This is a genomic window from Massilia sp. YIM B02443, assembly GCF_030411955.1.
In the GTDB taxonomy this organism is placed as follows: domain Bacteria; phylum Pseudomonadota; class Gammaproteobacteria; order Burkholderiales; family Burkholderiaceae_D; genus Telluria.
This window is the reverse complement of record NZ_JASNRA010000002.1, coordinates 170,579-185,143: the sequence shown is the minus strand read 5'-3', so window position 1 is coordinate 185,143 and position 14,565 is coordinate 170,579. Positions and strand designations below refer to the sequence as shown.

Annotated in this window: 6 protein-coding genes; 4 read left to right on the top strand and 2 right to left on the bottom strand. The window is 64.9% G+C overall.

The window, feature by feature from the left end:
* Positions 1-115 precede the first annotated feature (115 nt).
* The 3 genes from QPK27_RS03160 (at position 116) to QPK27_RS03150 (ending at position 9,547) form a co-directional block, all read left to right on the top strand.
* Positions 116-2,995: a TonB-dependent receptor domain-containing protein gene (locus tag QPK27_RS03160; protein ID WP_290416752.1), complete on the top strand. Its 2,880-nt coding sequence runs from the start codon at positions 116-118 to the stop codon at positions 2,993-2,995.
* Positions 2,996-3,390: 395 nt separating this feature from the next.
* The gene (locus QPK27_RS03155) at positions 3,391-6,144 is read left to right on the top strand and encodes a TonB-dependent receptor (protein ID WP_290416751.1); all 2,754 of its coding nucleotides are present in this window, start codon (positions 3,391-3,393) and stop codon (positions 6,142-6,144) included.
* Between the two features lie 643 nt (positions 6,145-6,787).
* Complete coding sequence (locus QPK27_RS03150) at positions 6,788-9,547, top strand: TonB-dependent receptor (RefSeq protein ID WP_290416750.1); 2,760 nt, start codon at positions 6,788-6,790, stop codon at positions 9,545-9,547.
* Positions 9,548-9,647: 100 nt separating this feature from the next.
* Here QPK27_RS03150 and map read toward each other — a convergent pair whose 3' ends face one another.
* On the bottom strand, positions 9,648-10,415 hold the full coding sequence (gene map / locus QPK27_RS03145) for a type I methionyl aminopeptidase (protein WP_290416749.1): 768 nt from the start codon (positions 10,413-10,415) through the stop codon (positions 9,648-9,650).
* 149 nt (positions 10,416-10,564) lie between these two features.
* Between map and QPK27_RS03140 the strand changes: the two genes are divergently transcribed.
* Positions 10,565-11,527 (top strand): IS1595 family transposase, encoded by a 963-nt coding sequence (locus QPK27_RS03140; protein WP_290416958.1) that lies wholly within the window; start codon positions 10,565-10,567, stop codon positions 11,525-11,527.
* A 53-nt stretch (positions 11,528-11,580) separates the two neighbouring features.
* Here the strand turns inward: QPK27_RS03140 and QPK27_RS03135 are convergent, their stop codons facing one another.
* Positions 11,581-14,439 carry a TonB-dependent receptor domain-containing protein gene (locus QPK27_RS03135; protein WP_290416748.1) on the bottom strand — a complete coding sequence of 953 codons (2,859 nt, stop codon included), beginning with the start codon at positions 14,437-14,439 and terminating at the stop codon, positions 11,581-11,583.
* Positions 14,440-14,565 lie beyond the last annotated feature (126 nt).

Genomic DNA, 14,565 nt, shown 5'->3' with positions numbered 1-14,565 from the left:
TTTTGTTAAGAAAATTGTTTCTTCGTAGGCATAAGTTTGCGAGACTAAGTTGATGTATGTACTTCGTGCGTACATGAAGCAGTCTCAAAACTAAAACGAAGCCAAGAGGAAAACCATGCACAAGCCACTGTTGAAAACGGGCGTGATTGCCGTATCGCTGGCCATCGCGCCGCTCCCTGCCGCGCTGGCGCAAGATGCCGGCGCCGGCGCCCAGACCGTCCACGTCACCGGTTCCAACCTGAAGCGCACCGAGAAAGAGGGCACCCAGCCGATCCAGGTGATCAGCGAGAAGGAGATCCGCGAGACCGGCGCCGCCACCGTCACCGAACTGATGCGGCTGGTGCCGTCGATGGGCACCGACGTCAATCTCGACACCAACGACGGCGGCTTCTCGCGCGGCGTCTCGACCGCCTCGCTGCGCGGCCTGTCTTCGAGCTCGACCCTGATCCTGCTCAACGGCCGCCGCATGACCCCGGCCGCCTACGCCGACCCGAACGCCGGCAACTCGACCCTGTACGACCTGAACGCGATCCCGCTGGCCGCGATCGACCGGGTCGAGATTTTGCGCGACGGCGCTTCGGCCGTGTACGGCTCGGATGCGATCGGCGGCGTGATCAACTTCATCACCAAGTCCAACTACCAGGGCCGCGAAATCTCGGCGCGCGCCAGCGCCAACGACGACGGCCAGTTCCGCCGCAAGGGCGCCAACTTCTTCCTCGGCGCCGGCGACGTCGAGAACGACGGCTACAATGTGTTCATCACCGGCGACATCTCCGAGCGCGACCGCGTGCTGCGCGAAGACGTCAAGGACATCGAGTTCGAACAGTACCGGCTGCTCAGCAACCGCTATGCCACGCCCTACGGCAGCACGGTCTCGGGCGTCCCGGCGGTGTACCGCGAAACGGCGCCGGGGTCGGGTGTGTTCAATGCCACCCAGGCCAACGCCGCCCAGCGCCTGGTGTACAACGCCAATTGCGACCCGTCGCGCCAGCTGGTCGGCTCGACCGCCATGGGCCTGTCGGCCCAGAGCGTGTTCATCGGCCGCACCTTCTGCAATTTCGACACCAACCAATATCTTGAGGGCACCGGCGCCGGCAAGGACGCCAGCCTGATCAGCCGCGGCGTGCTCAAGCTGGGCGATAACGTGCGCGCCTTCGCCGAAGCGGCGTATGCGCGCAGCGAGCGCCAGTACACCCTGGCGCCGATCACGATCGGCACCACCCCGGTGACCAACTTCACCGCCACCGGCATCGCCCCCAGCTACCAGACCATCCTGCCGGCCGGCCATCCGGACAATCCATTCCCGAACGCGCGCGCCTCGGTCGCCTACCGCTTCGAGAACGCGCCCTCGGGCAGCGAGACCATCAACGAGAACGGCCGCCTGATGGCCGGCCTGCAGGGCACCAACCTGGGCTGGGACTGGGAAACGGCGGTGCTGTACAACGAGGCGCGGCGCGAGGACGGCTACCATGGCCGCCTCTACCTGCCGGTGCTGCGTACCCTGAACACGGGCGCCACGCTGGCGGAAGTATCGGCCAATCCGGACCTGTTCCGCAGCACCATGAGCAAGGACAAATCCTCGATCCTGCAGTTCGACGTCAAGGCCAGCACCGAGTTCGGCCAGTTGGGCGGCGGCGCGATCGGGGTGGCGCTGGGCGCCGAGGCGCGCCGCGAAAAGCTGATCATGCGTCCCGACGAGCTGCTCGCCACCGGCCAGATATATGGCCTGGCGAACACCGTCATCGACGGCGAGCGCGACGTCAAATCGGCCTTCATCGAGATGCGCACGCCGTTCCTGAAGAACTTCGAGATGGATTTCGCCGGCCGCTGGGACAAGTACCCGGGCATCAAGACCAACTTCGTGCCGAAAGTCGGCGCCAAGTGGACCGTGACCCCGCTGCTGGCCCTGCGCGGCACCTATTCGGAAGGCTTCCGCGCGCCGGCGCTGTCGCAGGTGACGCCGGGCGGCGCCCAGTTCTTCCTGTCCGGCCTGTACGATCCGAAACGCTGCGAGCCCGACGAGGAAACTCCGAAGCCGGGCGCGGTCGAAGCCGACTGCAACAAGTCGGCCTCGGGCACCGGCGGCGCCAATCCCGACCTGAAACCCGAGACCGCGAAGAGCTATACCTTCGGTATCCTGCTGTCGCCGCTCAACAACCTCGACATCGGCCTGGACTTCTACAAGATCCGCAAGGAGGACGAAGTGGCGCTGGGCTCGGCCAGCGACGCCTTGCGCAACGAAGACAGCAATCCGGGCCTGGTGGTGCGCGACACCAACCCGCTCAACTGGGTGACGGACGCTGCCGGCAATCCGATCCCCGGCACCGGTCCGCTCCTGATGATCCGCGAACCGTGGCTGAACAAGGGCTCGATCGAAGTGCGCGGGGTCGACATCGACGTCGGCTGGCGCAAGAATCTGGGCGACTGGGGCAACTTCAGCGCCAAGCTGACCACCGCCTACATGCACTCGTACACGGCGACGGCGGAACATGGCCTGCCCGAGCGCAACCTGGTCGGCTATGACGCCGGCTACGCCGACTGGAGCGTGATCTCGATCGGCCTGCCGCGCTGGAAGACCAACTTCTCGGCCTCGCTGCAGCAAGGCGCGCACAGCTTCAGCGCCAACCTGAACTACACCGGCCCGGTGTCGCTGCTGCGCCTGTACGACGGCGAGACCGAGTACGAGCGGCCGTTCTGCCACTACCAGCCGGCCACCAATGCCGCCATGCCGAGCGCCAGCATTGCGGTGCCGCGCTACCTCGAGTTCTTCCCGGACTGCAAAGTGAAGGAATGGTGGCGCGTCGGTGTCGGCTATACCTATACCGGCATCAAAAACCTGGCCCTGACGCTGAACATCCAGAACCTGTTCGACAAGGCGGCGCCGTTCGACCCGCGCTATGGCGCCTCGTCGGGCGCGCCTCTGGCCGGCTACAACGAAGGCCTGCATAACCCGTATGGACGTTACTTCACGGTGTCGGCACGTTATACATTCTGAGTGCTGCATGGAAGCGGTCCGGCTGGCGCCGGGCCGTTTTTTTTCGCGCCTGGCGGCTTAAAGACGATCTGTAGCGTGACCTTGTACCGAATAAACCACACTTAAGTTGTACCTCCGCAACGTTTTCTCGCTTTTTCCCACCATTGTATTGACATCAATATAAATTGCATGTAGCTGCAAGATAAACAGTTGTTCGCCGGAGAAGACATATTTTTAAGTGAGAATTCGCGTATTTTCATGCCTGTCGCATGCTTCTGTCCGCGTGTTTCCTTACAAACTTACCCTATTGCATCTTTGACGCTCTTGCCATAATCAATTTTCGGGGCCGTGCCGAAGGGACGAAATCGTCTTCCGATCTGCATCGGTCTTACCGTTGAAACTATAGAAAGAGCGTAATGATGTTGAAAGAGAAGATGGGCGCCCGCGCAGTGCGGATCGCCTTCGGCCTGGTGGCCGGCGTCGCCGCGGCGCAAGCCGTCGCCCAGGATGCACCGATCCAGCGCGTCGAAGTCACCGGCTCCGCCATCAAGCGGATCAACGTGGAAGGCGCACTGCCGATCCAGACCCTGTCGCAGGAAGCCATCGCCAAGACCGGCGCCACCAGCGTTGCCGAACTGATCCAGACCCTGCCTGCGATGCAGGGCTTCACCGTCGCCGCCACCGCCGCCGGCACCGACTCGGGCGGCCGCGTCTCGGCCTCGATCCACGACATCGGCGAAGCCTATACCCTGGTGCTGCTCAACGGCCGCCGCCTGGCGCCGCAAGGTTCGGGCAGCGCGGTCAACCTGCAGGCGATCCCGATGAGCGCGGTCGAGCGCGTCGAGATCCTGACCGACGGCGCTTCGGCCCTGTACGGTTCGGACGCGATCGCCGGCGTGATCAACTTCGTCCTCAAGAAGAACCAGCAGGGCGGCGACATCGAAGCCAACTACAGCCAGCCGACCGCCGGCCAGGCCGGCGGCTCGCGCTACATCGCGGCCACCTACGGCTGGGGCGACCTGGACACCGACGGCTGGAACGTGTTGGCCAGCTACCGCCGCGACGAGCAGGACCAGATCCGCGCCACCGAGCGCAAGTTCGCCTCGTCGGCCTGGGTTCCGTTCAACCGCAACGGCAACAGCTACATCTACGACACCACCAGCAGCTACGGCAACCCGGCCAACGTCGCGGTCAGCTTCCTGAACCCGGACCAGCCGGGCCGCGAGCCGATCAGCTTCTCGCCGTATGGCCTGCGCAACGGCAACTGCGCGCCGATGACCTACAAGGGCATCTACAACGACGCCACCTCGCGCAACTGCACCTTCGACTTCGTCCAGGCGATGGAAATCGTTCCGGAAAACAAGCGTGACAGCTTCTTCGTCAAGGGCACCAAGAAGCTCGGCGACAACTGGGAAGCGTTCACCGACATCGCCTATTCGCGCTTCGACCTGACCGCGCGTATCGCCGCCAACCCGGTGCCGTTCAGCGTGCCGCTCGGCTCGGCCAACTTCAACCAGTACGTGGCGCCGTTCCTGAGCGCCGACCAGCTGGCCAACGTCGACGAAGTCTCGGGCAGCTACCGCGCCTATGACTGGGGCACCCGCGCCAGCCAGACCATCACCGAATCGAAGCACGCGGTGGCCGGCGTCGAAGGCCAACTGGGCGACTGGAGCGTGAACAGCGCCCTGACCTGGTCGGAAAACTCGATCGACGAGCGCTACGTCGGCGGCTACGTGCGCGACACCGAATTCCGCAACCTGATCGGCAGCGGCGCCATCAACCCGTTCGAACCGGACGGCGCGCGCTCGCCATCGGTCCAGCAGCAGATCCGCGACTCGGTCTACAACGGCTCGATCCGCAAGGCTTCGACCACCCTGAAGGCGGCCGACGTGCGCGGCTCGCGCGAGCTGTTCTCCCTGACCGGCGGCGCGGCCCAGCTGGCAGTCGGCGCGGACTACCGCGAGTACCACTACGAGCAGACCCCGTCGAGCGACGCCCTGAATGGCGTGATCTACAACTTCGACGCCCCGGCCACCTACGACATGAAGCGCGACAACGTCGGCGCCTTCGCCGAATTGCTGATGCCGGTCACCAAGCAGCTGGAACTGTCGGCTGCGCTGCGCTACGACAGCATCTCGGCGATCGACGACGACGTGCTCGGCCGCAAGGTTGGCCAGGACGCATCGAAGACCACCTATAAGGTCTCGGCGCGCTTCCAGCCGTCGCCGGTGTGGCTGTTCCGCGGTTCGTACGGCACCGGCTTCAAGGCCCCGGACATGCTGGACATCGCTTCGCCGCAGGTCAACGCCGGCTTCACCGCCTCGCCACGCCTGTGCCCGATCGCCGACGCGACCCTGTGCCGTCCAGGCACCACCCAGTACAACGTATGGTCGCGCGGTAACGAGAACCTGCGTCCGGAAACCTCGAAGCAGTTCACCATCGGCATGCGTTTCGAGCCGTCGCCGAAATTCTCGGCCGGCCTCGACCTGTGGGACGTGAAGATCAGCGACGCGGTGAGCTATGTCAGCGAGCAGCAGGCCTGGGACAACGTCGATACCTACCGCGAGCTGTTCACGACCTACACCGAACCGGGCACCGGCAAGACCTACTGGGCCTTCATCGAGTCGCCGCTGAACATCGGCAAGGCGCATAACCGCGGCATCGACTGGGACCTGACCGGCCGCCAGCGCCTCGGCATCGGCACCTTGAGCGCGACCCTGAACGGCACCTACATGCTGAAGGCCGACTACAGCGATCCGTCCAACAGCGCGCTGATGACCAACAGCCTGAACCGCTTCGGCGACAACGATGCCGTGACCTTCCGTCACATCATCCGCCTGGCCACCACGCTGGACACCGGCAAGCTGTCGAACTCGGTCATCGTCAACTACCGCAACGGCTACGTCGATGCGGAAGCGACCGTGCTCAACACCAATACCGGTGGCCTGGAAGACATCCGCCTGGACGTGCCGTCGTACCTGACCGTCGACTGGCAGGGCCGCTACGCGTTCACCGAGAACTTCACGCTGCGCGCCGGCCTGAAGAACGCGTTCAACCGCAAGCCGCCGCTGTCGCTGCGCGCCTCGTCGGGCCACCAGGTCGGCTACGATGCGCGTTACGCCGACCCGCTGGGCCGTCAGCTGTACATCACCGGCAACTACAAGTTCTAAGTTGACCGGCCCCGCCGCCGCGCCGTCCCGGACGCTGCGGCCGGCGGGTTGGCGGGAAGGCTGTGGCCTTCCCGGCATGGCGCAGTGTCCGCAAGGACGCTGCGCCATGCGCATTTTCACACCCCTCCTGCGCCGTCTTTTCTTCCCCATGGGCGCGCTTGTAACACAGCCCCGGTGTGGGCTTTACAAGTGTAAATATACTTCTTTTCCTGCATTTTTCCCGTTTGTGCCCCCAGAAATGGTCGTACGGGAGAGAATTCATGGCGCTTGAGAGCGACACTCTATTTTTTCTTGGATGTGCCGAGCGTGGAATTTCATGCATTTCGAATGGCTTTCCGCCGAATAAAGCGTGATTTAGTTGTGATTCCACAACAGACTCTTGCGCTAAATTTTCACATATTTACGCGTCCGCGATTGGCGACATGTACGCAGGTTAGGGCAATATTGGGCGAGGATGCGCCAATTCTGGGTGCATAAACGAACAAAGTTAATTTTTTACCAAAACATGCAGGCGATCTGCGCGTAAAAGTTGCGCTATTCCATCATTACTACTCTTGCCATAATCAAACGGCGTCGTGACGACGGGGGCGGTCCGGCCTTGGCAGCGCGTCGCGCCTTACCTTGATACTAGAGAAAGAGTGCAATGATGTTGAAAGAGAAGATGGGTGCCCGCGCAGTGCGGCTCGCCTTCGGCCTGGTGACCGGCCTTGCAGTGACTCAAGCTATCGCACAAGACGCGCCGATCCAGCGTGTCGAAGTGACCGGTTCCGCCATCAAGCGGATCAATGTGGAAGGCGCACTGCCGATCCAGCCCCTGTCGCAGGAAGCCATCGCCAAGACCGGCGCCACCAGCGTGGCCGAACTGGTCCAGACCCTGCCGGCGATGCAGGGCTTCACTATCGGCGCGGTTGCCGCCGGCACCAACTCGGGTGGCCGCGTCTCGGCCTCGATCCACGGCATCGGCGAATCCTATACCCTGGTGCTGCTCAACGGCCGCCGCCTGGCGCCGCAAGGTTCGGGCAACGAAGTCAACCTGCAGGCAATCCCGATGAGCGCGGTCGAGCGCGTCGAGATCCTGACCGACGGCGCTTCGGCCCTGTACGGTTCGGACGCGATCGCCGGCGTGATCAACTTCGTCCTGAAGAAGAATCAGCAGGGCGGCGACATCGAAGCCAACTACAGCCAGCCGACCGCCGGCCGCGCCGGCGGCTCGCGCTACATCGCGGCCACCTACGGCTGGGGCGATATCGACACCGACGGCTGGAACGTGCTGGCCAGCTACCGCCGCGACGAGCAGGACCAGATCAAGGCGATCGACCGCGACTTCGCCAACACCGGCTACCGCCGCTTCTCGTACAACGGCGCCAACTACGTCTACGACAACACCAGCACTGCCTCGGTGCCAGGCAACGTCACGGTGGCGTTCCGCAATCCGGCCGGCGTGCCGCGCATGGACTCGGTCGGCTTCTCGCCGTACCTGCTGGCCAACGGCAACTGCCCGACCATGAACGTGGTCAGCTCGAACAACACCGCCACCACCCGGAACTGCACCTTCGACTCGGTCGCGACCATCGAGATCCTGCCGGAGAACAAGCGTGACAGCTTCTTCGTCAAGGGCACCAAGAAACTCGGCGACAACTGGGAAGCATTCACCGACATCGCCTATTCGCGCTTCGACCTGACCGCGCGCATCGCGCCGAATACCGCGCCGTTTACCGTCGCCACCAATTCGGCCCAGTTCGACCGGTACGTGCGCCCCTACCTGACCCAGGCGCAGATCGACCGGGTCAGCAGCGTCGCCGGCAACTACCGCGCGTATGACTGGGGCACCCGCGACAGCCAGACCATCACCGAATCGAAGCACGCCGTGATCGGCGTCGAAGGCGAAGTGGCCGGCTGGAACGTCAACACCGCGCTGACCTGGTCGCAGAACTCGATCGACGAACGCTACGTCGGCGGCTACATGCGCAACACCGAGTTCCGCGCATTGCTGGCCGACGGCACCGTCAACCCGTTCGCGCCGATCACCACGCTCAGCCCCGAGACCCAGCAGCGCATCGACAACTCGGTCTATCACGGCTCGATCCGTGAAGCCTCGACCACCCTGAAGGCCTTCGACGTGCGCGGTTCGCGCGAACTGTTTGCCCTCGGCGGCGGCGCGGCCCAGCTGGCCGTCGGCGGCGACTACCGCGAATACGCCTACGAGCAGACGCCGTCGAGCGATGCCGTGAACGGCGTGATCTACAACTTCAACGCGCCGGCCGCGTATGACATGACGCGCGAGAACATCGGCGTGTTCGCCGAAGTGCTGGCCCCGATCACCAAGGAACTGGAACTGACGGCAGCCCTGCGCTACGACGACATCGCCGCCATCGACGACGCGCTGAGCGGTCGCAAGGTCGGCAAGGATCAGTCGAAGACCACCTACAAGGTCTCGGCCCGCTACCAGCCGGTGCCGCAGCTGTTGTTCCGTGGTTCATACGGCACCGGCTTCAAGGCGCCGTCGATGCTCGACATCGCCCAGCCGGTGGTCAACGCCGGCTTCACCGCCGCCTCGTGGGGCTGCCCGATCGCCGACGCGACCCTGTGCCGTCCGGGCACCACCCAGTACAACGTGCTGTCGTCGGGTAACGCCGACCTGCGTCCGGAAACCTCGAAGCAGTACACCATCGGTGCGCGCTGGGAACCGTCGGCGCGCCTGTCGGCCGGCCTCGACCTGTGGGACATCAAGATGAAGGACCGTGTGGGTTCGGTCAGCGAGCAGCAGGCCTGGGCCAACCCGGCGTCGGTGCCTGAGCTGTTCAGCACCTACACCGAACCGGCGACCGGCAACACCTACTGGGCCTTCCTGCGCGCGCCGCTCAACATCGGCCAATCGCACTACCGCGGTATCGACTGGGACGTGACCAGCCGCCAGCGCCTCGCCATCGGCACCTGGACCACGACCCTGAACGGCACCTACATGCTGAAGTCGGACTACACCGTGCCGGGCACCACCGACCAGTGGACCACCAGCCTGAACTTCTTCGGCCTGAACAACGAGGTGGTGTTCCGCCACGTGATTCGCCTGTCGACCTCGCTGGATACCGGCAAGCTGTCGAACACCCTGATCGCCAACTACCGCAACGGCTACACCGATGCGGCGGCGACCGTGTTCAACTTCAACACCGGCGCCAACGTGCGCAACTTCCGCCTGGAAGTGCCGTCGTTCACGACCTTCGACTGGCAGGGCCGCTACGCGTTCACCGAGAACTTCACGCTGCGCGCCGGCATGAAGAACATCTTCGACCGCAAGCCGCCACTGTCGCTGCGTTCGTCGTCGGGCCATCAAGTTGGCTTCGACCCGCGCTACGCCGATCCGCTGGGCCGCCAGATCTACGTGACCGGCAACTACAAGTTCTAAGCCTGGTAGATGCCTTGCCCGGCCGTTGTTGGCCGGGCAGAAAAAAGGGCCGGATCCCTCGCGGGGTCCGGCCCTTTTTCATGCATGGACGATCAGCCGCTTAGTTCTGGTCAGGCCACGGCGTCAGGATCTCGAAGCCGTTCCTGGTCACCACGATCATGTGTTCCCACTGCGCCGACAGCGAGCCGTCGCGGGTCTTGACGGTCCAGCCGTCCTCGAGGCAGATCACGTCGTCGGCGCCGGCGTTGATCATCGGCTCCACGGTGAAGGTCATGCCTTCCTTGAGCAGCAGGCCGGTGTTCGGGCGGCCGTAGTGCAGCACCTGCGGCTCTTCGTGGTAGACGCGGCCGATGCCGTGGCCGCAGTAGTCGCGCACCACCGAGAAGCCGGCGCCTTCGGCCAGCTTCTGGATCGCGTGGCCGACGTCGCCCAGGCGCGCGCCGGGGCGCACGGCGCGGATCCCGGCCATCATCGCCTCGTAGGTGGTGTCGACCAGCTTTTTCGCTTCAGGCGAGGGCGTCCCGGCGTAGTACATGCGGCTGGTGTCGCCGTGCCAGCCGTCCTTGATCACGGTGACGTCGATGTTGACGATGTCGCCGTCCTGCAAAATCTCTTTGTCGCTCGGGATGCCGTGGCAGACCACGCCGTTGATCGAGGTGCACAGGGTCTTGGGAAAGCCGTGGTAGCCGACATTGGCCGGCGTGGCCTTCTGCACCTTGCGGATGTATTCGTTGCAGCGGCGGTCGAGCTCCTCGGTGGAGACGCCCGGCACCACGTGTTCCCTGATCATCGCCAGCACCTCGGCGGCCAGGCGGCCGGCGACGCGCATCTTGGCGATGTCCTTGTCGTTCTTGAGTTTGATGGTCATTGTTGTTTCGTACGGGCCGCGCGCGCGGCAAAACCGCCATCATACCGCGAAGGAAAAAAGAAAAGGCGCTGTCACCGTTGCGTGTTGAATTGATTGAACTGCTGAGGGGCCAAGTGGTCTGACGAGTATCGGGACCAGATGGAGCGATGATGAAAGCGGCAGCCTTCAAACGATGGTCGGCGCAATTGTCGCAACTGAGCAGGCAGCAGCGGGCGCATTTGCTGGCGCTGATCCAGCCGGCGGTCGGCCTCGACCGCGTCTGCACACTGATCAACGCCACTCGCGCAGCCTCCTGCGACTGCGCGTACTGCGGCGCCGCCAAATGCTACCGGCATGGCTTGCATCGTGGCCTGCAGCGCTATCGCTGCCGCGCTTGCGGCAAGACCTTCACGGCGCTGACCGGCACGCCGCTGGCCAGGCTGCGGCATCGTTCCAAATGGCTCGACTACCTCGGCAAGATGCTCGACTCGAGTTCGGTCCGCGCCGGCGCCAGGGCGGTCGGCATACACCGCAACACCAGCTTTCGCTGGCGCCACCGCTTTCTTCACCTGGGCAAGCACGATCGACCCGACGGCTTGCGCGGCATCGCCGAGGCCGATGAGCTGTTCCTGCTCGAGTCGCAGAAGGGCGCACGCCAGATGACGCGTCCGGCACGCAAGCGCGGAGGCGCCGCCGGTCGCCGCGGCATCGGCAAGGAGCACGACTGCGTGCTGGTGGCGCGCGACCGCGACGGGCGGACCTTCGATTTCGTGCCCGGGCGCGGCGCCGTCACGGCGGCGCAACTGCACCGGCACCTGCTGCCGGTGCTCGATGCCAGCGTCTTGCTGGTGACCGATAGCCATGGCGCCTACCGCGCCTTTGCCCGCGAAGCCGGCATTTCTCATGAGGCCGTTAACCTGCGCCAGGGCGAGCGGGTGCGCGGCGCCGTGCACGTGCAGAACGTGAACGGTTATCACAGGCGGTTCCGGCACTGGCTGGCGCGCGTCAATGGCGTGGCCTCGCGCTACCTGCCGAATTATCTCGGCTGGCGCTGGGCCCTGGACGGCGAGCGCATTGGCTCGGCGGATGACTTGCTGCGAGCGGCGATCGGTGTTTTCAACACCAAGCGGTGACAGCGCCAAAGAAAACGCCCCGCAGGGCGTTTTCGACAGGACTGCGCAGACCGTTACAGGCGCACGCGCAGGCCGACGTAGAAGCGGCGGCCGATGGCGTCGTAGGTGCCGGCATCGGTCTCGGTGCCGGTGTCGCTGCCCGGCAGGCCGCTGATGATCGGCGGCGCCTTGGTGTCGAACACGTTGTCGAGGCCGAAGTACAGCTCGGTCGTGCGGTGCAGCGCGTAGGTCACCTGCAGGTCGGTGTAGGTGCGCGAACCGATGCCGATCGAACGCGGCGCCAGTTCGTTCTGCAACAGGAACTGGTCGTCCAGGTACGACTTGCCGATGTAGCTGACGGTCGACTGGATGTTGAACCCGTTCCAGCGGTAGCCCAGGTTCAGGGTGGCCTTGTTCTTGGCCGAGCCGATTTCGCCTTCCTGCGGATCGATCTCGCTGTCCGGCAGCGGACGGTTCCACAGTTCGCGTACGTAGGTGTAGGCCAGGCGCGCGTTCATGCGGCCAGGACCGACCTGGTCGTTCCACGAGGCGGTGACATCGACGCCCTCGGTGCCCAGGCCGCCGCTGTTGCTGACGGCGGTATCGATCTCGTCCAGCGAACCGGCGCTGTTGGCGCCGACCGCGGCCGGACGGCGGCGGATGAAGTCGCAGAACGCGGTGTTGGAACCGCTGTAGCAGTTCTGCAGCGCGTACTGGCGCGGGGTGCTGACGATGGCGTCGGCGATGTCGATCTTGAAGTAGTCGGCCGTGAAGCTCATGCGGCTGAGCATCGGGATCGAACGCGGGGTGAGCACCAGGCCGACCGTGGTCGAGCGGCCTTTCTCTTCCATCAGGTTCGGGTTGCCGCGATTGAAGCCGCTGATGCCCTGGATGTCCGACTGGTTCAGGGTGAACGAACCGTTGGCGTTGATGTTGGCCAGCACGCCCGGCGCCGCGCGGCAGGCCGCATCGAACTGGCCGGTCGAGGTGGCGGTCACGCCCACGCATGGGTCGACCAGGCCGCTCGGGAAGTCCTGGCTCGGCGACAGGAACAGCTCGTTGATGTTCGGCGCGCGGGTCGACAGGGCGCGGGTGGCGCGCAGCTTGATGTCGCTGGTCGGCTGCCATTCGAAGCCGCCGTTCCAGCTGTTGGTGCGGCCCACGGTCGAGTAGTCGCCGGCGCGGAAGGCGCCCAGGAAGCTCAGCGACTTGGCGAAGGCGACGTCCTTCAGCAGCGGCACGCGGCTTTCGATGAACAGTTCCTTGACGCTGAACGAGCCGGCGGTTTCAGGGATCGCGTTGCCGCCGTTCAGGCCGGCCTGGGTCAGCACGTCCGGGGTGGCGCGCGACTCTTCCTTGCGCCATTCGAAGCCGGTCGCGATCGACACGGCGCCGGCCGGCAGCTCGAACAGGTCGCCGGTGACGGAACCGCCCGCCAGTTTCTGGGTGGTGGAAGTTTGCAGCGAACCCGGGGCGGCGATGTACTTGATCGCTTCCGGGCTCAGGGCGTTGAAGCCGAACACGCTGGCCGGCACGCAGCCCTGGGCCACCGCGTTGGCGTCGCGGCAGACCACCGAGCCGTTCGGGCCCGGCACCGCTTCCAGCGCGTTGCGGAAGTTCAGCACGTTGACCTGGCCGCTCGAATCCTGCGCTTCCTTGGTCTTGCCGTAGGCGCCGTACACCTCGTAGTTCCAGCTGCTGTTGAGGATATTGCCCTTCAGGCCGGTGACCAGGCGGAAGGTGTCGCGCTCGGCGCGGCTGGTGCGGTTGCCGAAGTCGGCCATGCGGCGCGTGAAGTAATAGTCGCGCAGGCCGTCGCCGTCGGTGTCGCTGATGCGGTCGTACAGGTATTGCGGCACCAGCGGGTTGCGCACCGCGACGCCGTTCACGAACGATTCGGCCGGCACCTGGCCGCCGCTGGCCGGGTAGATGTCTTCGGCGCCCAGCGGGTACGGCTCGATGGTGGTCGAGACCTTGGTCGAGGCGTAGGTGCTTTCGAAGAAGGCCGAGTGGTTCTGGTTCAGCTGCAGGTCGCCGTTGAGCGCCATCAGGAAGCGTTCGGTCGGCACCGCGATCGAGCGGTAGGCCGAACGGTTGAAGCCGGTGGCGGCCTGGGTGGCGGTGCCGTTGGTCGCGACCGGGATCGGGTTGCCGGCGGCGTCGTAGGTGAAGCTGCCGGTGTCGTGGAAGAAGGTGCCCTGCGGCGCGAAGCTCGAGTTGTAGGGTCGGTCGGCGATGAAGGCATCGGCCGGGTTGCCGGTGCGGGCCAGGCGCGTGTACTGGTCGAAGGCCGAGGCGGCGCGGTCGCGCGACATCACCGAGCCCTGGCGCGAGTAGCCCAGGTGACCCATGACGTTGGCGGTGCCGTCGGCGTTGCTGGTGCCGAAGGTCAGGCCGACCTTGCGCTTCTGGTCGTCGCCCTGTTCGTAGGTTTCGCCGATCTGGGCGTCGGCCAGGAAACCGTTGAAGTTGCGCTTGGTGATGATGTTGATCACGCCGGCCACCGCGTCCGAGCCATAGGCCGCCGAGGCGCCGCCGGTCAGCAGTTCGACGCGCTCGATGAAGTCGGTCGGGATGGTGTTCAGGTCGACCGCGGTCTCGCCCGGCACGCCGGCCACGAAGCGGCGGCCGTTGACCAGCACCAGGGTGCGCGAGGTGCCCAGGTTGCGCAGGTCGACGGTGGAGACGCCGGCGCTCGAGGTCAGGAAGTTGGAGTTGGTGCGGCTGTAGGTCGGCGTGCCGAGGGTCGGGTTTTCCAGCAGCAGTTCCTGCAGGTTGGTGGCGCCCGACGCCGCGATGTCGGCTGCGCTCAGCACCTGCAGCGGGGACGGCGATTCGGCGCCCGGTGCGTTGATGCGCGAACCGGTCACCTGCACGGTTTGTGTGGCGCCCGTGGCCGGCGCGTTCTGCGCGTAGGCCGCTTGCATGCTCATTGCGACACCGCCCAGGCAAATCAGCCGGATCGAGCGGGACAGGACTGTTTCCATCATTTTAGTTATGCTCCTTGGGGAATGAACAAGCTGCGCCGACTGCGCGCAACCGCTGCGTTGGTTTCAGAA

Coding starts and splice junctions, on each gene's coding strand:
- QPK27_RS03155 (WP_290416751.1), top strand. CDS start 3,391: ATGATGTTGAAAGAGAAGATGGGCGCCCGCGCAGTGCGGATCGCCTTC.
- QPK27_RS03135 (WP_290416748.1), bottom strand. CDS start 14,439: ATGAGCATGCAAGCGGCCTACGCGCAGAACGCGCCGGCCACGGGCGCC.
- QPK27_RS03160 (WP_290416752.1), top strand. CDS start 116: ATGCACAAGCCACTGTTGAAAACGGGCGTGATTGCCGTATCGCTGGCC.
- map (WP_290416749.1), bottom strand. CDS start 10,415: ATGACCATCAAACTCAAGAACGACAAGGACATCGCCAAGATGCGCGTC.
- QPK27_RS03140 (WP_290416958.1), top strand. CDS start 10,565: ATGAAAGCGGCAGCCTTCAAACGATGGTCGGCGCAATTGTCGCAACTG.
- QPK27_RS03150 (WP_290416750.1), top strand. CDS start 6,788: ATGATGTTGAAAGAGAAGATGGGTGCCCGCGCAGTGCGGCTCGCCTTC.